Origin of the sequence: Faecalimonas sp. LCP19S3_D12 (assembly GCF_052121495.1) — a bacterium.
Taxonomy (GTDB): Bacteria; Bacillota; Clostridia; order Lachnospirales; family Lachnospiraceae; genus Faecalimonas.
Genome location: NZ_JBQKED010000051.1, coordinates 1 through 22025, shown reverse-complemented (window position 1 = coordinate 22025; position 22025 = coordinate 1). Strand labels below are relative to the sequence as shown.

The following is a 22025-nucleotide window of genomic DNA, read 5'->3' as shown; positions in this document are numbered from 1 at the left end:
TTAGTTCGTAACGTCTTGACATAATATCAGCCCCTTTTTCTTTATTTTACCATGAAAGAAGGGCTATAAACAAATATTTTGTGCACTTTTTAATTTTCAAACACGCTCTAGTGTTGATATTCGGTATCCTTTGTGCAGATAGTAATGTGAGTTTGTATGCGAATGACAGTCAGGAAACAGAAGCTGTGGAAGAATCGTTTGCAGGACAAGTCGATGCTCAAACAGTGACAGAAGATGCAGCTTCAGAAGAAACGGTTTCAGAGGATACGGTGTCGGAAGAAACAGTTTCAGAAGAAGTAAGTGATGAAGAAACATCGACAGAGGAAGCGGACTATTTTGAAGTGGATTTGAATGAGGCGGCTGTGGCAGATAGAATCCAACCAAGACTGGAAATGAATTATCAAAATGTTTGTAAGGGTGGTGGAAGTCAAGTTTCTGGTTATAATAAACCTAACTGGAATGATACTGGTATGAAAAATCAGGATCCGGGTACGGATAAGATATTTTATGATCCGTGGGATACCATGATTAGTCAAAAGAAGATGTCGGAGCAGGACATGATTGATAAAATATGGCCCAAAATAGGTAAGGCATCTAGCAAGCAGAAATTAAAAGATGCCGTAATGGATCCTTCGTATAACGGATGTTATTATGGAAACCCAATAAATGGTTATGGGAAACATGTAGCCTTTCAAAAGGGAGATAAATACGTAAAATATGATTCTAATTGGTCAAATATAATATCTTGGAATGGAACTACACCAAGCCAAAAAACGTATGAGGAAGGTGCAGATGATTTGTATAAAGTGAATTACAATTTCCAAGTAGAAGCGTCCTGGAGTGGGGAGATGACTTCGTCGACCTATGGAACAGCGATTGAGGTAGATCTGTATAATGCGGATACTCATCAGGTAGCTAATCAACTAAAGGGAGCATTTCAATATGATGGGACAAGAAGAATAAAAGGGAGTAAGAAAGTATTTAGTTTTTATCTAAAAGGAGAGAATCCGGGTGCTCCAAAAGGCACTGTGTTTCAAAACGTTATAACTTTTCAAATTTCTAAAAACGTGGTAACAAAATAAGTTACTACATTTTTAGTTTAAATAACAACTCTGACACATAAAGTATAAAATTCATAAATTAAGAGAACATTAAACTTTAGATTAGGAGTAAATAGCATTTATAAAAGCAATTGAATTGGAAAAGTGCACAAAAAATGCAAAAAATAACTATAGAAATTTTACAAAGTATATTTTGTTTTGACAAAAAAAGACATAAGTCCTATAATGGTAATGCAATATATGTTATTGTTCAATTAACAACCGATTCTAACAAAAAAAAAGGAGGACACGTATTTATGAAAAAGAGAGTTATTGCAATGTTACTTGCAGGCGTGATGGCATTATCATTGACCGCATGTGGTGGTGGAGACAATGATAAAGGGAAAAAGGAATCAGGGAAAGACATGAAGGTAGCAATGGTTACAGACTCAGGAGATATCACAGACCAGAGTTTTAACCAGACAACTTATGAGTCAGGAAAAGCCTGGTCAGAGGACAACGATGTAGAATTTACTTATTACAAACCGGAAAGCGACAATGATGAGGCGAGAAAAGCAAGTGTCGATCAAGCTGTTGCAGATGGAGCAAATGTAATTTTGTTACCAGGATATTTATTTGCGAGTGCAGTAATTGAAAAATCAGAGATGTATCCGGATGTAAAATTCGTTGCACTTGATGTTGGAGCAGGAGACATCCTTGGATCAGCACTTGGTGATGAATATGATGGAAACGAAGAAAACTATGATGTAAAAGAACATTATAATGCAGATAATGTTTACTGTGCTACTTATCAGGAAGAGCTTTCAGGATATATGGCAGGATATGCAGCTGTGAAATTAGGATACAAACATCTTGGATTTCTTGGTGGAATGAAAGTACCGGCTGTAACACGTTTCGGATACGGATACGTACAAGGTGCTAACGAAGCAGCAAAAGAGCTTGGCATTACAGATCAGGTACAGGTAGAATATGTATGCGGAGGTCAGTTCTATGGAGATGCTGATATCACAGCTTACATGGATACATGGTACGGAACAAAAGGTGTAGAAGCTGTATTTGCATGTGGAGGCGGTATCTATACATCAGCAGCAGAAGCAGCAACAAAAGTTGGCGGAAAAGTAATCGGTGTAGATACAGATCAGGCCGCAATTATTGACAAAGCTGGTGAAGGATTAACAATCACATCTGCTATGAAAGGACTTGGAACAACAGTTACAACAGTTCTTACAGATATCAAAGCAGACAAATGGAGTAACTACGGAGGAAAAATTGACAAACTTGGTTTAGTGTCTGAAAATGCAGATGAAAACTTTGTACAGCTTCCAGTGGAATCTACACAGTGGAATGATGGATTTACAGAAGATGATTATCATTCACTTGTAAAATCAATGTACGATGGAGATATCAAAGTTTCTAACGACATTACAGCGATGCCAAAGACAGACATTACAGTAAACGACTACGGTAGCATTAAATAAATACTGAGTTGAAATAAGGGGGAGCAGGTGTGACGCCTGCTTCCTTTTTCATTAAGAAAAGGGATAGGAGGTATGTAAAGGATGGAAAATTATGCAATTGAGATGCTGAATATTACAAAACGTTTTCCGGGAATCATTGCAAATGACAATATCACTTTACAGCTTAAAAAAGGCGAGATCCACGCACTTTTAGGAGAAAATGGTGCGGGAAAATCAACACTGATGAGTGTACTTTTTGGTTTGTATCAGCCGGAGGAGGGTGAGATACGAAAAGACGGAAAAAAAGTGTCTATCAATGACCCAAATGATGCGAATGCACTTGGAATCGGAATGGTTCACCAGCATTTCAAATTGGTGGAATGTTTTAGTGTCTTAGATAACATTATTCTTGGAGTGGAGACGACAAAGGGAGGTTTACTCAAAAAGGATGCGGCGAGAAAGAAAGTCATGGAACTTTCTGAAAAATATGGTCTTTCAGTAGACCCAGACGCTTTGATCGAAGATATCACAGTAGGTATGCAGCAGAGAACGGAGATTTTAAAGATGCTGTACCGAGACAACGAGATTTTAATTTTTGATGAACCGACAGCAGTACTGACTCCACAGGAGATTCAGGAACTTATGGAAATCATGAAGAACCTTGCAGCAGAAGGAAAGAGTATTCTTTTTATCACACATAAGCTTGGTGAGATTATGCAGGTGGCAGACCGATGCAGTGTACTTAGAAAAGGAAAATATATTGGAACGGTAGATATCAAAGATACAACACCGGAAAAGCTTTCTGCAATGATGGTGGGGCGTGATGTTAATTTTGTAGTGGAGAAAAAGCCGGCAAAACCAGGTGAAGTTGTCCTTGACATAGAGGGCATGACGGTTGCTTCAAAACACCATAAAAACAATGCGGTAAACAATGTATCTCTTCAGGTGCACAGAGGAGAGATTGTGTGTATTGCAGGAATTGATGGAAATGGACAGACAGAATTTGTGTATGGATTGTCCGGATTAGAGCCGTTAAAGAGCGGTAAGATCAAAATGAATGGGGAAGACATCACAGAGATGTCAATCCGAAAGAGACTGACATCCGGCATGAGTCATATTCCTGAAGACAGACATAAACACGGTCTTGTACTTGATTACTCATTGGAAGATAACATTGTGCTTCAAAGATATTTTGAACCACAGTTTACAAACAAATTTGGATTTTTAAAACGAAAAGAGATTCGTAAGTATGCAAATCGGCTGATTGAACAGTATGACGTAAGATCCGGACAGGGAGCAATCACAAAAGCTCGTTCTATGTCAGGAGGTAATCAGCAGAAAGCGATTATCGCGCGTGAGATAGATAAGAATCCTGAACTTTTGATTGCGGTGCAGCCGACACGAGGTCTGGATGTAGGAGCGATTGAATACATTCACAAACAACTGGTGGCACAAAGAGATGCCGGAAAAGGTGTTCTTCTTGTCAGTTTGGAGCTTGATGAGGTTATGAATGTCTCTGATAGAATTCTCGTAATGTATGAAGGTGAGATTGTAGGAGAATTTGATCCAAAGGAAGTGACGGTAGAAGAACTTGGACTTTACATGGCAGGTTCTAAGAGAAAGGGGGCAGGAACAAATGAATAATCAGATAAAAAAGAAAGAAAGTATATTAAGAAACAATGGGTTTCAGACAATCATTGCGTCTCTGCTCTGTATTATTATTGGACTTTTGATTGGTTATATCGTGCTTTTAATCATTAATCCAAGTGGTGCGGGAGAAGCAATCACGGCAATTTTAAAGAACTTCTTCTATTACCCGAGTGAAGTTGCGGTGAAGAAATATTTCGGAACGACACTTGTAAAAGCATCTGCACTTTTGATGTGTTCTCTTTCGGTATTATTTGCATATAAAGTAGGATTGTTCAATATCGGAGCAGCAGGACAGTATGTAATCGGCGCAGGGGCATGTCTTTACTTTGGACTTCAACTGAAAATGCCTTGGTATGTATGTTTGATTGCGGCAGTTGTATCAGCAGCAATTGTGGGAGGAATCTCAGGATTATTGAAAGCATATTTTAACGTAAATGAAGTTATTTCATGTATCATGCTGAACTGGATTGGACTTTACAGTGTCAACATGTTGCTGACAAAAGTAAAAGATGCATCGACACCATATACAAAGACATTATCCAGCACAAATAAAAATGCACTGCTTCCGAATGCAGGATTAGACAAACTTTTTTCCAACAATGAGTTCGTTACAATCGGTCTTGTACTTTCCGTTGTAATGGCAATTGTTGTATGGGTAATTTTGGACAAAACAAAATTCGGATATGAATTAAAAGCAACTGGATTAAATAAAAATGCGGCAAAATACTGTGGTATGCGTGAAAAAAGAAATATTATTCTCACAATGGTAATTGCAGGCGGACTTGCAGGACTTGGTGCGGGAATCTTTTATCTGACTGGAATTGAGCAGTGGATGGTTCAGCAGACAACAGTTCCGGCAATGGGATTCAATGGAATTGCAGCCGCATTCCTTGGCGGGTCAAGCCCGATTGGAGCAATTTTCTCATCATACTTTATCCAGCACATTACAAGTGGTGGTACTTATGTAGACAAAACTATGTATTGTACACAGATTTCTGATTTGATTTCAGCATTTATCATTTATCTGTGTGGATTCGTACTTTTCTTTAAAATGTGGCTAAATAGATTTCTCAATAAGAGAGAAGAAAAACGTCTTGTAAAAGAGCAGAAAGGGGGCGAATCATAATGATGTTATTAGTTCAGTATACGTTAATATTTGCTTCTGTTCTGGTGCTCGTAGCACTTGGAGGATGTTTCTCAGAACATAGTGGCGTTATCAATATCGGATTAGAAGGAATCATGGTTATGGGTGCTTTAGGAGGAGCGCTTATGATGAAATATATTCCGGCAGGAATGGCTGCACCGCTTGTAATTTTGCTTGTTGTGCTGGCGAGTATTCTGATCGGTATGATTTTTTCAATGTTACTTGGAGTGGCAGCAATCAAATTTAACGCAGACCAGACACTGGTAGGTACAGCGTTGAACTTATTAGGACCTGCAGCAGCAGTTGTATTAGTAAGAGCAATCAATACAGCAGAAAGTGTAGACAATGTATCTTCAACAGTGGCATATGGACATTCTAAAAAAGCATTTATTATGAATATTGGAAGTTTTGAGTTTAACTGGTTCATGCTTATTGCACTACTTGTTTTGATTGCGGCATATATTGTCCTTTACAAGACAAAATTCGGACTTAGACTTTGCGCGTGTGGTGAACACCCACAGGCAGCTGACTCAGTTGGTATCAATGTATATAAGATGCGTTATGCGGGGGTTTTGATTTCGGGAGCACTCGGAGGACTTGGAGGACTTGTGTATATCACAGCCGGTGTAAGTGAATGGAAATTTGAAAATGGTGTTGCGGGATTTGGTTTCCTTGCTCTTGCCGTTATGATTTTTGGTCAGTGGAAACCGGTCAATATCGGACTTGCAGCATTATTGTTCGGGCTGTTCCGTGCACTTTCTAATGTTTACACAGGATTTGATGCACTTGTTGCGTTAAAACTTCCAAGCACGGTATACAACATGCTTCCATACATTATTTCTCTGATTGTTCTTATATTTGTATCGAAGAAATCAAGAGCGCCAAAAGCAGAAGGAATTCCTTACGATAAAGGTCAACGTTAGAAAAATAGAGACGGAAAAGTGAAAAAGGGAGGAAGATGACGATGAAGAATTATTCAGAAGATGCAAGCAGACAATACCATATTCAGGTAGCAGAAGGTGAAGTCGGACGCTATGTGATCATGCCGGGAGATCCAAAACGGTGTGTAAAGATTGCACAGTATTTTGACAATCCGATTTTAATTGCAGATAACAGGGAATATATCACTTACACAGGAACATTGGATGGAGTGAAAGTGAGTGTGACATCTACCGGAATTGGCGGTCCATCTGCAGCTATTGCGATGGAAGAATTATATCGCTGTGGAGCGGATACATTTATCCGTATTGGAACTTGCGGAGGTATGCAGACAGAAGTAAAAAGCGGAGATGTCGTAGTTGCAACAGGTGCAATTCGCATGGAAGGAACATCAAGAGAATATGCGCCGATGGAATTTCCGTCAGTTGCAGATCTGTCTGTGACAAATGCACTTGTGCAGGCAGCTGAAAAGAAAGGGTATCCTTTCCATACAGGTGTTGTTCAGTGTAAAGATGCTTTTTACGGACAGCATGAGCCGGAGACAAAACCGGTCAGCTATGAATTGATGAATAAGTGGAAAGCATGGAAGAGACTAGGTTGTCTGGCATCTGAGATGGAATCGGCCGCATTGTTTATTGTGGCAAGTTATCTTCGTGTGAGAGCCGGCTCCTGCTTTCTTGTAGTTGCAAATCAGGAAAGAGAAAAACTGGGATTGGAAAATCCGGTCGTACACGATACAGATATGGCAATTCAGGTTGCAGTTGAGGCAATCCGCTCTCTGATTCAGGAAGACCAGAAAAAAGAAAAATAGGAGATAAAAAATGAATGTAAATGAAATGTTAAAACATGTAGATCATACACTTTTGACACAGACTGCTACATGGGAAGAGATCAAGCAGATTTGTGATGATGCAGTAAAATATGAGACAGCCTCTGTATGTATACCTCCAAGCTATGTGAAGCAGGCAAATGAATATATGCAGGGAAAGATTCCGGTTTGTACAGTAATAGGTTTTCCAAATGGATATATGACAACAAAGACAAAAGAATTTGAGACAAAAGATGCGATTGCAAACGGAGCATCTGAGATTGATATGGTTATTAATATCGGTTGGTTAAAAGATAAAAAATATGATCTTGTAGAAGAAGAAATCCGTACGTTAAAAGCAGCATGTGGTGAAAAAATCTTGAAAGTGATTATTGAGACATGTCTTTTGACAGAAGAAGAAAAGATTAAGATGTGTGAACTTGTGACAAATGCAGGTGCAGATTATATTAAGACTTCTACCGGGTTTTCAACTGCAGGAGCAACTTTTGCAGATATCGAATTGTTTGCAAAGCATATCGGACCAGATGTGAAGATGAAAGCAGCAGGAGGAATTTCTTCTCTGGATGATGCGGAAAAATTCCTTGCATTGGGAGCAGATCGCCTTGGAACAAGCAGAATGATCAAACTTGTGAAAAATGAAGAGGCGTCCGGGTATTAAAAAAACGGAGGAACTGTGAATGGATAAAAAAATTGCAGAAGAAATGATTGAACTTGCCATAAAACAATTGGATTTTTCATATGTACCGTATTCCGGCTTTAAGGTTGGAGCGGCGCTTCGCACAAAAGATGGGCAATATTACACAGGCTGTAATATTGAAAATGCCTCTTACACACCGACAAACTGTGCAGAAAGAACAGCATTCTTTAAGGCGGTCAGTGAAGGAGTAAGAGAATTTGAAGCTATTTGTGTGGTAGGAGGAAAAGACGGGGTTCTTACCGATTATGCATCTCCATGTGGTGTGTGTCGTCAGGTAATGATGGAGTTTTGTGATCCGGAGACATTTCAGATTATCCTTGCAACAGGGAAAGAGCAATATGAAGTATTTACGTTAAAAGAGATACTTCCGCTTGGATTCGGACCTAAAAATCTGAGGTAGAGGAGAAAAATATGACAGTAAACGAATTGAAACAGTTACCAAAAATCGAACTGCATTGTCATCTGGATGGTTCCTTAAGTAAAGAGTTCGTAGAGACACGGCTTCAAAGAGCTGTGTCTTTCGAAGAACTCAGTGTTTCCGATGAGTGTACAAGCCTTGTGGAATATTTGAAAAAATTTGATCTTCCGGGGCAGTGTCTTACAGATGAAGAGGGACTTTTTGGAGCGGGATATGATGTACTTCGAACAATGAGCCGGGAAAATGTGTGTTATGCTGAGATTCGCTTTGCACCACTTTTTCATGTGTCGGAACAGATGAACACAGGGCAGGTGATAGAATCACTTTTACATGGGCTTGAAAAAGGGAAAAAAGACTTTGGAGTAGAATATAATGTAATAACATGTGCTATGAGACATCATAGTGCGAAGCAGAATTATCAGATGATAAAAACGGCATGCCAGTTTCTTGGAAGGGGTGTGTGTGCAGCCGATTTAGCAGGAGCAGAAGCACAATATCCAATGACAGAGTTTATGGAACTCTTTGAACAGACAAAGAAGCTTGGTATGCCTTTTACTATTCATGCCGGAGAATGTGGAAATGCCCAGAATATTGTAGATGCGATAGAAGCCGGGGCAAAAAGAATCGGACATGGTATTGCGATGAGAGGGCATGAAGAGATTCAAAAATTGGTAAAAGAACGCCATATTGGAATTGAGATATGCCCGATCAGTAACCTTCAGACAAAAGCAGTCAAGGGACCGGAAGAATATCCAATCAAAGAATTTTTAAAGGCCGGTTTGCTTGTCAGTGTTAATACAGATAATCGGACGGTGAGCAATACATCCATGACAAAAGAGCTTGAATTTATTCAAAGTATGTATGGAGTAAGTGATGAGGAGATCCTTTTGATGATGCGAAATGCAGCGGAGACAGCGTTTGCATCCGAAGAACTAAAACACAGACTTTATAAAAAACTAGACGCAATCTAACAAATAAAATGAGGTGACAATAAATGAACGAATATAAAAGAATATTTGTGATTGTTCTTGATTCACTTGGAATCGGAGCAATGCCGGATTCAAAAAAATTCGGAGATGAAGGTGTAGATACATTTGGACATATTTTGGAAAAAATGGGCACATTGGAGATTCCAAATCTGCAAAAATTAGGAATGTTAAATTTGCATTCGGCAGGGAAGATGGAAAAAGTCGAACAACCAAAAGGACGTTATATGAGACTTGGTGAGGCGAGCAATGGAAAAGATACGATGACCGGACATTGGGAGATGATGGGAATCAAGACAGAAAGACCGTTTAAGACATTTACAGATACCGGATTTCCACCGGAGCTGATTGCAGAATTAGAAAAACAGTGTGGCAAAAAAGTCATCGGAAATAAAAGTGCAAGCGGAACAGAGATTATTGAGGAGCTTGGTGAAGAAGAGATTAATACAGGGGCAATGATCGTGTATACATCTGCCGATTCGGTTCTTCAGATTTGTGGAAATGAGGAGACATTTGATCTGCAAAATCTGTACCGCTGCTGTGAAATTGCAAGAGAGATCACGCTGAAAGATGAGTGGAGAGTGGGACGTGTCATTGCAAGACCATATGTTGGAAAGAAAAAAGGAGAATTTAAGCGTACAAGCAATCGCCATGATTACGCTTTAAAACCAACGGGAAGAACAGCGTTAAATGCATTAAAAGACAAAGGTCTTGATGTAATCGGCGTAGGAAAGATCAATGATATTTTCTGCGGCGAAGGAATTACAGAGACACATCATTCAGACAGTTCGGTTCATGGAATGGAGCAGACCATCGAGATCAGTAAAAAGGATTTCCACGGACTTTGCTTTGTTAATCTTGTTGATTTCGATGCTCTTTGGGGACATCGAAGAGATGTGGAAGGATACGGAAAAGAGATTGAAAAATTCGATAAAAATCTGGGGGTTCTTTTGGAACAGTTAAGGGAAGATGATCTACTGATTCTGACGGCAGATCACGGAAATGATCCGACGTATACCGGAACAGATCATACAAGAGAATATGTGCCGTTTGTTGCCTATGCAAAGAAGATGGGACATGGAGGTCCAATTGAAAATGAAGATACCTTTGCGGTGATCGGGGCATCTGTAGCAGAAAACTTTGGCGTTGCGATGCCGGATGGAACAATCGGAAAATCTATTTTAAATAAACTAGTGTAAAGAGAGAAAAAACGTGAAAAGAGAAAAAGGGATAAGAATTATTCTGGCAATTTTGGGAATTATTCTAGTCGGGACAGGTGTAGCATTCAATGCCGCCGCCGCACTTGGGAATGATCCGGTTGGAATTGTCTATGACGGAATCAGAAGCGCTTTAAATCTTTCTTCAGAACAGCTTGGAATGGCATCTAACATTGTAAATATTGTTCTTGTAGTAATAATTTTCTTTTGGGAAAGACATTATGTAAATATTGGAACATTTATTTATATTATTCCATATGGTTTTGTCGTAGATCTGGGCGGAAAACTATATCACATGTTGTTTCGGGTTCAGACACTTCCGGTACAGATTGCGGGTGCAGCAATCGGTTGTTTCCTACTTTATATGGGTGTTGCAATGTACATTACGGCGGATGTCGGATTAGATCCGTTTACCGGATTTGTAATGACAATCAGAGACAAGGTGAACAAACAGTTCCGTGTAGTAAAGGTATGTTTTGATATCTGCTGTATTGTGCTTGGATTTGTAATTGGAGGAAAGCTTGGAATCATTACGATTATAACAGCATTGGCGGCAGGACCGGTCATTCAGTTTTTAGCTGAGATTGTTCAAAAACAAATGGAAAAGACAGGACTATTCAGCAAAGAATGATAAAAGAGAGGTGAATAGTGTGTGGGATATAAGACTTTATATGATGCACTGCCATTTTTAAAAGACATTGATAAAAAACGTCAGGAACAGTTTAAAGAGTATTTCAAGACAGCACCACTTTGGGTGATGGATTCATTTCATATAGAAGAGATGGATAAGGGTGTGATATTCGTACGAGAAAATGCACCTGTAGAAAATATTTATTTCATCGGAAAAGGAATTATCGAAGCCATTGACTATAGAGTACATGGTGTAGCGTATGAGTTTATGCGGTTTGATAATGTGTATGCAATGGGTGGGATGGAGTACATCATGGATATGAAGACTTATAGGACAACGCTTAGAACAGTGACAAGATGTACCGTTGTAAAAATGTCGAGAGCAAATTTTGAAAAATGGATGAGTGCGGATATTCATGCATTAAAACAGGAGGCAAAGCAAGTTGCAAACTATCTTCTTGAGGAGGGAAGAAAAGGGCGGACTTTATTATTTCTTCAAGGGGCGGACAGACTTTCGATGCTTCTCGTCGAACGATTTGAGCGTTACGCAAAAAATGGTCTTCTGCAGGTCCGAGGTGGTCAGCAGGGATTATCTAACTCAACAGGGCTTTGCTTAAAAACGATCAATCGATCAGTAAAAAAGCTATCCGAACAAGGATTGATAACGAAAGAAGGAAATAAAATTTTAGTCGATCAATCACAATATGAACGTTTAAAAGAAATCATTTCCAAAATCGTAACTTTGGAATAAAGGGAAAAGAGGTAAAAAGATGAATAAAGTATATGAAAAATTGATGACATGCGTGAAGAGTATTCGAAAAAGAATTGATTTTCAGCCGGAGGTTGCATTGATCTTGGGGTCAGGTCTTGGAGACTACGCAGATGAGATTCAGATTGAGCAGACGATCAACTATACGGAAATCGAAGGATTTCCAACTTCAACAGTAGCAGGTCATAAAGGAAGATTTGTATTTGGTTATGTGAATGAAGTACCGGTTGTGATCATGCAGGGAAGAGTACATTTTTATGAGGGATATCCGATGTCAGATGTAGTGCTTCCAACAAGACTGATGGGAATGCTCGGGGCAAAAAAATTAATCCTGACCAATGCAGCAGGTGGTGCAAACTTTGATTTTAAACCGGGAGATTTTATGATCATCAATGACCATATTACAATTGCAATACCAAGCCCTCTGATCGGTGAAAATATAGATGAACTCGGCGTAAGATTTCCAGATATGAGCGAGGTATACAGCCAGCGTATGCGTAAAATCATCAAAGATACAGCAGAAAAAATGGAAATCAAAATGCAGGAAGGTGTATATATGCAGTTTACAGGACCAGCATATGAGACACCGGCAGAGGTTCGTCTTGCAAGAACACTCGGCGGAGATGCTGTTGGTATGAGTACGGCATGTGAAGCGATGGCGGCACATCATATGGGAATGGAGGTATGTGGAATTTCATGTATTACAAATCTCGCAGCAGGAATGTCGACAGAAAAATTAGATCACAAAGAAGTACAGGAGACGGCAGACCGTGTAGCGAAACAGTTTAAAGAACTGATTACAGGAATTGTAACCAACATCTAAAGAGTTTCCGTAAAGGAAGGGGAAAAGAAAATGAATAAGTTATCAAAAAGATTAGGTGCTATGGCAATGGTTCTGACAATGACAGCATCTTATGTACCGGCAGTATTTGCAGAAGATGCAGGAACACAGGAGCCAGATTACACTGGATGGGACACAATAAAAGTATTTGAGACGACAGATGTACATGGATACATTACAGATGTTTCCAGTTACAAAGAGGATACGTTTGAATATCGTCTTGCATATTTTTCAAAAATTGTAAACGATGCACGCAATAACGATGCGTATGAGGACGTACTGCTTTTGGATACCGGTGATATCTATCAGGGTACACCACATTCTAATCTGACTTATGGTGCAGCAATGCGTGCAGCATATGATCAGATGGACTATGATGCGGTAGGACTTGGAAACCATGAGTTTGACTGGGATGTAAAAACATATGCGACAGATGCAAAAGGAACCATGGCTCCATATGAGATTGGTTCTTACAAGGGGGATTCGGATATTCCGGTTCTTATGAGTAACCTGTACTATAAAGATAGTGGTGAACGTGTGGAATTCACACAGGATTATACGATTGTAGACAAAGGAAATTACAAGGTCGGAATCGTCGGCTGGGCAGATGATTACTCAGCAGATATCAAGGCTTCTCAGATTGCACCATATACAATTGACGACAATCGGGAAAAATTAAAGGAACTTGCGGAACAAGTAGATAAGAAAGCTGATATTGTGGTTGTTCTTGCACATTCTGATCCAAAATCGATTGCAGAAGAGATGGATCCGGAAGTCGTTGATCTTGTGGCAGGGGGACATACACACAAAAATGTAAATGGAACTGCTGAGAACGGTATCGATTATATGCAGGGAAATTGCTATGCATACGGATATTCCACAGCAGAGATTAAAGTGAATCCTGAGACAAAAGACGTAGAAGTGACGACACCGGAATTCAAGGACATTTCTCCAAAAGGCGGAGATCATTCTTACTTATATTATAACAATGGAAATAATACACAATTAGATCCGGAAGTTACAAAGATCAGTCAGGCGGCATGGGATGCAGTAAAGGGTGAGATGTACGAAGTACTTGGAACAGTTGACCAAAGTATTACAAGAGACTTTATTGATAAGACGAACGGGACATCTTCTATCGCAGGTAACTGGCTTGCAGATATGATGCTTGCAGCGACAAAAGATCAGAACACAGTGGCAGCATTTGCAAACAGAGGTGGAATCCGGGCAAACCTTGAGATGGCAGAAGGCGCGTCAAGCCGTGATATTACGGTGGCAGATATTTACACAATCTCACCATTTGGAAACCGCATTTTGACATTTGCGATTACCGGACAACAGATGGCACAGCAGCTGGAGCGTGCGTTGATTGGATTGAATCCGGAGATTGGAATTGATACTGATGCGGCATATCAGGCTTCGAACTTAGGAGATCAGTTTGCAGGTATCACAGCAACATACAAAGTTGTAGACGGTGGAATCAAAGTATTATCCATCATGACAGATGACGGTCAGATGATTGACGTCAACGACACAACAAAGACATACAACGTATGTGTAAATGAATACTGTGCAACGCTGGACGGATCTGTATTTAAAGGAATGACACCGCTTGTAGCGATGGATGAAGCTCCGGTAGATAATTTAAGTACGATTGCGGCATTGAGAGAACACCGTGATACAGAAGGATTGAACATTGAGTTAGATACAACTGTTCATACATTGACATTACAGAACAAGATTCAGCAGTGGAAAGATGCACTTGGAAGTTATGACAAGGCTTCTTTGACAGAGGCAGATCGAACAGAGATTCAAAATATTTTAGATCAGGTAAACTATATTTTATCTTCAGGTGATTTGGCAACAGAAGAAAAGACAGAACTTCAGAACGTGAAAGCAATCGCAGAAGAACTTCTGAAGACAACAGATTCCAAACCAGAAGAAAAACCGGACACAACACCGGCTCCGAAACCAATTACACCGCCAAAAAGGAGTCCAAAAACAGGCGATACAGCAAGTACAATGCCATGGGTAGTGTTAGTTATTGCTGGCGGCGCAGGTGTGGCAGCTGTAGAGCTTTCTGCTAGAAAAAAACAGAATAGAGGATAGATTTAACTGGAACTTTACAAAAGTATGGTAGAAAAGAAGTAACAACTGTAGCAAAATAGTATAATGTAACAATTTAATTGAGACGAGGAGGATTTTTATGAAACAAGGTAGAAAAATCAGTATCGTGTCACGAATGTTTGCAGTGCTTCTTGCAGTTATGATGGTATGCAGCAACATCAGTCTTCCTTCAAAAGCGGCAGAGACAGTTCAGACAATCGCAGCATGGGAATACAAGGATAAGGAATCCGCGCCTTCCAGCCTTCCGGCAGGTGCGACATCAGGAAGTGGACAGCTTAATGTCACAGGAGCAACTTATACCGGATATTCGTCAAAAAGTCTGGCGGCGAATAACTGGGAAGAAGAAGGCTATTGGACCATTTCCGAAATCAATGCAGAAAAGTATGAAAATTTAACATTTTCGGCTTCGCTTCGTTCCTCAAATACAGGAGCAAAAAATTTCCAATTGGAATATTCTTTGGATAAAGGACAGAGTTGGAAAGTCGTTGACGGCGGAGCAGTGGAGATTACAAGTACCAATTTGACACAATTATACAAAGATGTGAAACTTCCGGCAGAGCTTTCCGGACAGAATTTTGCACTTCGTGTAAAAAAAGTTGGGACAACAAGTGTGAACGGTGGTACAGTTGCACCGACCGGAGCGAGCAATATTAATCATATTGTGATTAAAGGAACAACGACAGAAGATGGCGGAGAAACGACCGAGACTTGTGCCGAGGTTGTGGCATCCGTAGAACCTGGCAAGGTGGCAGCCGGAACAGAGATCACATTATCCTGCCAGACTGAGGGGGCAGAAATTTACTACAAAGTAAATGACGCACAGGAATTTACAAAATATGATGCAGCAATTACGATTACAGAAAATACAACAATCACTGCATATTCACAAAAAGAAGGATTCAATAACAGTGAACAGAAAGTATTTGCGTATACAGTGGAAGAAGAGCCAGCTCCGGAGCCAGAACCGGATCCATCAGAAGGAAAAAGACTCACAGAGTTAAAAGACGGCGATGTGTTTGTAATCTACAATCCTGCAAACAAAAAAGTAATGTCAGCTTCCGCAAGTGGAACAAGGCTGGCAGCATTGGATGGACAACCATCGGAAGAAGATGTTTTAGATGCGCCAGAAGGCTCAGCAGTTTTGAAAGCATCGTTAGATGAAAAGACAGGATATTACACACTTACTGCACAAGGCAAATACCTTACAACTGGAAAAAGCGGTGGAAGCCTTACGTTAGAAGAAAAAGAAAGTGATTATAGTCTGTGGGAAGTAGAAAAAGCAGACGAAAATGGCGGATTCTTTTTAAGAAGTGTCAATGCAGAGTATGGTGGAAATAAAAATCAATACATAGAATACTATAATACGTTTACAACATTCGGAAAGAAAGAAGGCGCCTCAACAGACGCGTACTTGATGTATTTCTATCCGGCAAAAGAAGGTGTTCAGGTAGAGACAGATACTGTTCTGAATGTGGCACAGTGGGCAGGAAATGCCAACTACGAAGAAGCTGGTGTGAAGACAAGTATTGTAGGGGATTTGTATAAGACAAATGACATGTTGGATACCGATGCAAATTATACAGCAGTTGTATCCGGCAAAGAAGTACTCCCATACACAAAAGCAACGAGCTCTAACACGGATTCTACTTCTTACTATATGGGCGGTACCGGATTAGGCTCAGGGGACAATGATTACCTGCAATTTGCATTATCTTCAAAAGGATACGGAGCGATGGAACTTTCATTCCGTCTTCGCTCAAGCAAGACAGGGGCAGGCTCTTATCAGCTTCAGTATTCTGTAGATGGAACAAAATTTGAGAATTTTACAACCGGTTCTTACTCTTACAAATATACAAGCTATGGATCAGATGGAAAACCATATGAAGTGAGTAAATCGGGAGATGTCAAAGACGGGATTGCAAAGACAAGCTATGCTCCGGGGGAATACATTAACTTTAAATTTGATGTTCCAGAAGGAGCAGAACATGCGGATAAATTATATGTTCGTCTTGTAGCAGGAACAGAGCGTGCAGATGGAAAAGAAGGAACACCAGATAAAAGAGGAACACTTCGTATAGATTCGGTAGTGCTTACCGGAAGTCCGGTCATTGCGGATGATATCTGTGGCTATGTAAAAGCAGATCCGGCATCCGGAGAAGCAGCAACGGGAACCGAGATCACACTGACAAGTGCTACAGAAGGTGTGGCTATTTATTATTCAATAGATGGTGGAGAGTACAAAGTATACGATGATGCAAACAAACCTGTCTTAGAAAAGCTCCCTGCAAATATGCGGGCATATGCATCAAAAGATGGCGTGTCAGACAGTATTAAGACAATTTACAAATATACAAGTGGCAAAGTGAAAAACGTAGAGGCAACACCAAATGGCGGCGCAGTTATGAAAAACACAGAAGTCACTTTGAAATGTGCAACAGAAGGTGCAACTATTTTATATTCTACTGACGATGGAAAGAATTGGACAGAGTACACAGAAAAAATTGTGTTGTCAGAACTTCCAATGACGTTTAAAGTAAAAGCAGTCAAGGAAGGATATGAAGACAGTAACATTGTTACACTTTCTTACACAGAGAGAACAAGTGAAAAATACAATGTTTATTTTGGACAGCTTCATTCCCACACAAGCTATTCCGATGGTGCGGGAACTGCACAGCAGGCATATGAACATGCTTCGGGAGTGGAAAATCTTGATTTCCTTGCACTGACAGATCACTCGAACTCATTTGACAACGCAGACAGTGCATCTATTTCAGACGGTTCTATGAGTGAGGAATGGACAGAAGGACATGAGCTTGCAAAACAGTATACAACTGACGACTTTGTAGGTTTGTTTGGATATGAGATGACATGGTCAAACGGTCTTGGACATATGAACACTTTCAATACGGAAGGGTTCCAGAGCAGGACACAGACAGAATTTTCAACATACAGCACAGCCTTGCAGAACTACTATGCAGCATTAAAGACAGCGCCGCAGTCAATTTCACAATTCAATCACCCGGGAACGACATTTGGTGATTTCAGTGATTTTGCTCACTACGATGAAGAAATTGACAAGCTGATCACAACAATTGAAGTTGGAAATGGAGAAGGAGCAATCGGAAGTTCCGGATATTTCCCATCTTACGAGTACTATCAGAGAGCACTTGATAAAGGATGGCATGTAGCTCCGACAAACAATCAGGACAACCACAAAGGACTTTGGGGAGATGCCAACACAGCACGAAGTGTTGTATTAGCGGACAGCCTCACACAGGAAAATATCTATGATGCAATGCGCAACTATCGTGTATATGCAACTGAAGATAATGACTTAAACATTTATTACACATTAGATGGTTATGAGATGGGCTCTATTTTGTCAGAAGGACAGGTAGGAGACACTGTTACTTTAAAAGCAGAATTAAGTGATAAGACTGATGATTCTATCGGAAAAGTTCAAGTCATTACAAATGGCGGACTTGTACTGAAAGAAGAGACTGTTGCAGCCAATACAGATACAGTAGAATTCCAGATAGATAATAACTATTCATATTACTATTTGAAAATCACAGAGGCTGACGGTGATATTGCAGTGACGGCTCCGGTATGGGTAGGAGAAGTGGAAGCAGCAGGAATCAACGGAATCTCTACAACCGAAGTACTTCCGGTAAAAGGAGAGGCATTGCCTGTCACATTGGATTTATACAACAATGAAAATACAGATATGACAATCAACTCAATTACATTTTCCGTAGATGGAGAAAATGTACATGAAGTTGATCTGGAGAAGAATAACCTGACAAAAGTAGATTCGATGGGAACAGCATCTTACACATTTGATTATACTTATGACAAAGTAGGAAACATGGAACTAAATGTCACAGTGAATGCAACACTCAACGGAGTAGAGAAAGTTTATAGCAGCGTTTTGAAGCTTACATATGTAACGCCGGAGATGGTAACAAAAGTAATCATTGACGGTACACATTACAATGACTATGTGACAGGATACTATGGTGGAAATGTTGGAAACTTTACAAAGATTGCGGGAGACAAGAATGTAAAAGTTGAGGTTGTGAAAGATGAGATCACACCAGAAATGTTAGAAGACTGTGCATTACTTGTTATCTCAGCACCGGCAAAGAAAACAGGAACAGCAAATGCCGGAGATTACAAACCTTCGCATTTTAGTGATGAATTTATTAACATGGTAAAAGACTACACAGATAAAGGCGGAACATTGATTGCATGCGGAATTGCAGATTATCAGGATACAACAAGCGGTCAGACGGCAACAGAGATGAACAAGCTCTTAAAAGCAGTCGGAGCCACTACAACCTTAAATAGTGATGAAGCATATGATGAGACAAATAACGGTGGACAGCCATACCGCTTATATCTGAAAAATTACAACAAAGATTCAAAATATTTAGAAGGTGCAGTAGAAGATCAGGAATACAGCGCATATAGCGGATGTACCGTAAACCTTGACAAAGATGCAGTTGCAGCTGGAAAAGCAGAGGCACTTATCAGAGGATATGACACAACTTACTCTATTGATTGTAAAGACGAGAATGGAAATCCAGTATCAGGCAGTCCTACAGTCGTAGAAAAAGGCAATATGGTGGCACTTGCACATGAGACGCTTGAAAGCGGTGCAAATGTATTTGTGTCAGGAACTGTATTTATCTCTGACTTTGAAGTGAAGGCGGAGCAGGATAATATTTGGGATCTGCCATACCTCAACAAGACAATTGTAGAGAATATTTTGGATGAAGTGACAGTAGAGCTTGAGACAACACCGATTGAGACAGTGCGTAAAGAGGGAAAAGCCGGAGATGTATTTGCAATTGAAGGCTATGTTACAGCAGGTACGAGCAATGAGAATAACAAATTCTTTGACGCCATTTATGTGCAGGATGACACTGCAGGAATTACTGTATTCCCATATGCGGAGGCAGGTCTGGAAATCGGAACAAAGATCAGAATTACCGGATATGTAGACGCATATCAGGGAGATAAAGAGATTCAGATTATTAAAAGCGAGATCATTCCAGATGATACCCATGTGTATGATCCGGAAAAACTATCTGCAAAAGATGCCATGAATTATGAAGAGAACGGAGGAAAGCTTGTTCAGATCAGTGGAAAGGTAACAGATGTAGTTTACAGTGCAGATGGAACCGGAGTATCACAGTTCTGGATTGAGGACGGAAGCGGAGAAAAAGGAAATGTCTTTATTGACGGTTATATTACTTCCGGAACAACTGGAAAGAATGAACTGGCATCTTTCGTGAAAAAAGGAGCAACCGTTTCGGCAGTAGGACTTGTATATGCACATCCGGAAGGAGAGTCAGACATTCCGGTCACATGCTTAAGAGTCCGTAACTGTGATGAGATTAAACAAGAACAGACTGGCGTGACAGTTGATAAGACTGCGCTTTTGGAAGAAATAGAAAAACTTCCTGCAAAATCACAGAGTAGTTATACAAAAGAAAGCTGGAACAACTATGCTACGGCATTGAAAGAGGCACAACGTGTATATGCAGATGAAAATGCAACACAGGCAGAAGTAGATGCAGCAGTAAAAGCGCTTCAGGATGCGAAAAAGGCACTTGTAGAAAAGAGTAATAATGGCAATGGCGGTAATAACAACAATGATGGTAATACCGGAAACGGTGGAAATGCCGGAAGCGGTAGTCAAAATGGAAACGGCAAGAAACCTCAAAATACAGCAAATAAAGGGGCTCAGACCGGCGATCAACAACCTGTTACAATGTATCTGGTTCTGATTGCAGCCTCAGTGATCGCAGTGTCATTTACAAAAAAGAGAAAAGTAAACTAAACAGCAAAACAGGTGAACAAAAATGAAAAAATTATGGAATTCACCTATGAAAAGGAAAGGTGGCCAGTTGCTCATTGGGGTGCTGGCTGCCCTTGCTTTTATATTGGTGATCTACTATGCAAACCATGACAGACCAGTTTACAAAGAAGGAGATACATCAGGGACTTCTTATGAAATTGGAAAAGTAGTTGGAATTCTGGAAGATAACGTGACTGTAGATGAGAGTACAGATGGTCTGTGGCGTGGGGATATGAAACTTCAGGTAAAAATACTGACAGGAGCATACAAAGGTGAAACTGCAGAAGTAACAAACTATTTCAGTTCTCTGTATAATGTCAGAGTCAGTCAGGGGGATAAAGTATCTATCCGAATTGATACAAATGATGATGGAGGATATCAGGTATCGGTCTATAATTATTATCGAGTACCACAGATTATAGTAGCGATTGCAATTTTTATCTTACTGTTAATTGTCATTGGCGGAAAAAAGGGAGCAAAATCAGCGGTTGGTATTATATTCACGATGGTGTGTATTATATGGATTTTACTGCCGCTTACAATGAAAGGATATTCGGCACTCCTTGTAACAATTGTTCTCATTCTGATTTGTAATCTGGTAACGTTCTTTTTGATAGATGGGATTCAGATTAAGACTGTGGTCGCAGCAATCGGAAGCATGTGCGGAGTGCTTGCAGGAGCAGGATTTTCTGTTATTGCACAGAGATTCATGTCAGTGACAACATACCAGATGGAAGAAGCGGAAAATTTACTTCTCATCATGGGAACAACTGATTTAAAGATAAAAGATCTCTTCCTATGTGGAATCTTAATTGCATGTATGGGGGCGGTAATGGATGTGGCAATGAGTATTGCATCTTCCATTGCGGAACTTCACATAGTAAATCCACAACTGACAAGGTGGGAGTTGTTCCGGTCAGGAATGAATATTGGAAAAGATGCAATGGGAACAATGTCTAACACATTGATTCTTGCATTTGCAGGAAATTCATTAAACATGATGGTTATGATCTATTCCTACGGAATCGGATTCCAGCAGTTGATGAATACAGACTTTATCGCAATCGAAGTAATCAGAAGTATTGCGGGAAGTATCGGCATTATATGTACTGTACCGTTTGTGGCGTTTATAGCCGCTACAGTATTTGCAAAGAGTCACAGCACAAAATAGTGCTGTGAATTTTTTTGTGACTTTTTATAAAACAATAAAAACATATTGAGAAACGATAAAAAACTATTGAAAAACAGAATGCAATGTGATATATTAACATCAACAAATAAGACATTAACTAAGACTTCCCATACCCCAAATGGGACTTGTTCCTTGAAAATTCAATATTTCAGCTAACAAAATAGCGATTTATGCCGCAGTAGCCAGTGGATGGAGTGCATTA

General features: G+C 40.0%; 16 protein-coding genes. All 16 read left to right on the top strand.

All coding sequences use genetic code 11. From position 1 onward, the window contains the following. The first annotated feature begins 146 nt into the window (after positions 1 to 146). The 16 genes from ACTQXY_RS13365 (at position 147) to ACTQXY_RS13290 (ending at position 21802) form a co-directional block, all read left to right on the top strand. The gene (locus tag ACTQXY_RS13365) at positions 147 to 1082 is read left to right on the top strand and encodes a hypothetical protein (RefSeq protein WP_441659878.1); all 936 of its coding nucleotides are present in this window, start codon (positions 147 to 149) and stop codon (positions 1080 to 1082) included. A 275-nt stretch (positions 1083 to 1357) separates the two neighbouring features. Continuing rightward, positions 1358 to 2539 carry a BMP family ABC transporter substrate-binding protein gene (locus ACTQXY_RS13360; RefSeq protein WP_441659877.1) on the top strand — a complete coding sequence of 394 codons (1182 nt, stop codon included), beginning with the start codon at positions 1358 to 1360 and terminating at the stop codon, positions 2537 to 2539. A gap of 81 nt (positions 2540 to 2620) precedes the next feature. After that, positions 2621 to 4162: an ATP-binding cassette domain-containing protein gene (locus ACTQXY_RS13355; RefSeq protein WP_441659876.1), complete on the top strand. Its 1542-nt coding sequence runs from the start codon at positions 2621 to 2623 to the stop codon at positions 4160 to 4162. After that, entirely contained in the window at positions 4155 to 5294 is a 1140-nt protein-coding gene (locus tag ACTQXY_RS13350; RefSeq protein WP_441659875.1) for an ABC transporter permease subunit, read from the top strand. The genes ACTQXY_RS13355 and ACTQXY_RS13350 overlap by 8 nt, the downstream gene beginning before the upstream one ends. Further along, positions 5294 to 6235 carry an ABC transporter permease subunit gene (locus tag ACTQXY_RS13345; RefSeq protein WP_441659874.1) on the top strand — a complete coding sequence of 314 codons (942 nt, stop codon included), beginning with the start codon at positions 5294 to 5296 and terminating at the stop codon, positions 6233 to 6235. Before ACTQXY_RS13350 ends, ACTQXY_RS13345 begins: the two co-directional genes overlap by 1 nt. Before the next feature lie 41 nt (positions 6236 to 6276). Continuing rightward, entirely contained in the window at positions 6277 to 7062 is a 786-nt protein-coding gene (gene udp / locus ACTQXY_RS13340; protein WP_441659873.1) for a uridine phosphorylase, read from the top strand. A gap of 10 nt (positions 7063 to 7072) precedes the next feature. Beyond that, positions 7073 to 7738 carry a deoxyribose-phosphate aldolase gene (gene deoC / locus ACTQXY_RS13335; protein WP_004613299.1) on the top strand — a complete coding sequence of 222 codons (666 nt, stop codon included), beginning with the start codon at positions 7073 to 7075 and terminating at the stop codon, positions 7736 to 7738. A gap of 19 nt (positions 7739 to 7757) precedes the next feature. Next, positions 7758 to 8177: a cytidine deaminase gene (locus ACTQXY_RS13330; protein WP_441659872.1), complete on the top strand. Its 420-nt coding sequence runs from the start codon at positions 7758 to 7760 to the stop codon at positions 8175 to 8177. An 11-nt stretch (positions 8178 to 8188) separates the two neighbouring features. Further along, on the top strand, positions 8189 to 9166 hold the full coding sequence (add, locus tag ACTQXY_RS13325) for an adenosine deaminase (RefSeq protein ID WP_441659871.1): 978 nt from the start codon (positions 8189 to 8191) through the stop codon (positions 9164 to 9166). Positions 9167 to 9189: 23 nt separating this feature from the next. Then, a complete protein-coding gene (locus ACTQXY_RS13320) occupies positions 9190 to 10380 on the top strand; it encodes a phosphopentomutase (protein WP_441659870.1) in 1191 nt (396 codons plus the stop codon). A 13-nt stretch (positions 10381 to 10393) separates the two neighbouring features. Beyond that, entirely contained in the window at positions 10394 to 11029 is a 636-nt protein-coding gene (locus ACTQXY_RS13315; protein WP_441659869.1) for a DUF6198 family protein, read from the top strand. Between the two features lie 21 nt (positions 11030 to 11050). Beyond that, complete coding sequence (locus tag ACTQXY_RS13310; protein WP_441659868.1) at positions 11051 to 11779, top strand: cyclic nucleotide-binding domain-containing protein; 729 nt, start codon at positions 11051 to 11053, stop codon at positions 11777 to 11779. A gap of 19 nt (positions 11780 to 11798) precedes the next feature. Beyond that, positions 11799 to 12620: a purine-nucleoside phosphorylase gene (locus ACTQXY_RS13305; RefSeq protein WP_441659867.1), complete on the top strand. Its 822-nt coding sequence runs from the start codon at positions 11799 to 11801 to the stop codon at positions 12618 to 12620. A gap of 30 nt (positions 12621 to 12650) precedes the next feature. Next, positions 12651 to 14747, top strand: coding sequence for a 5'-nucleotidase C-terminal domain-containing protein (locus ACTQXY_RS13300; RefSeq protein WP_441659866.1), 2097 nt, complete (start codon positions 12651 to 12653; stop codon positions 14745 to 14747). A 97-nt stretch (positions 14748 to 14844) separates the two neighbouring features. Next, complete coding sequence (locus ACTQXY_RS13295; RefSeq protein WP_441659865.1) at positions 14845 to 20613, top strand: CehA/McbA family metallohydrolase; 5769 nt, start codon at positions 14845 to 14847, stop codon at positions 20611 to 20613. Positions 20614 to 20635: 22 nt separating this feature from the next. Continuing rightward, entirely contained in the window at positions 20636 to 21802 is a 1167-nt protein-coding gene (locus tag ACTQXY_RS13290; RefSeq protein WP_441659864.1) for a YibE/F family protein, read from the top strand. The last annotated feature ends 223 nt before the right edge of the window (positions 21803 to 22025 follow it).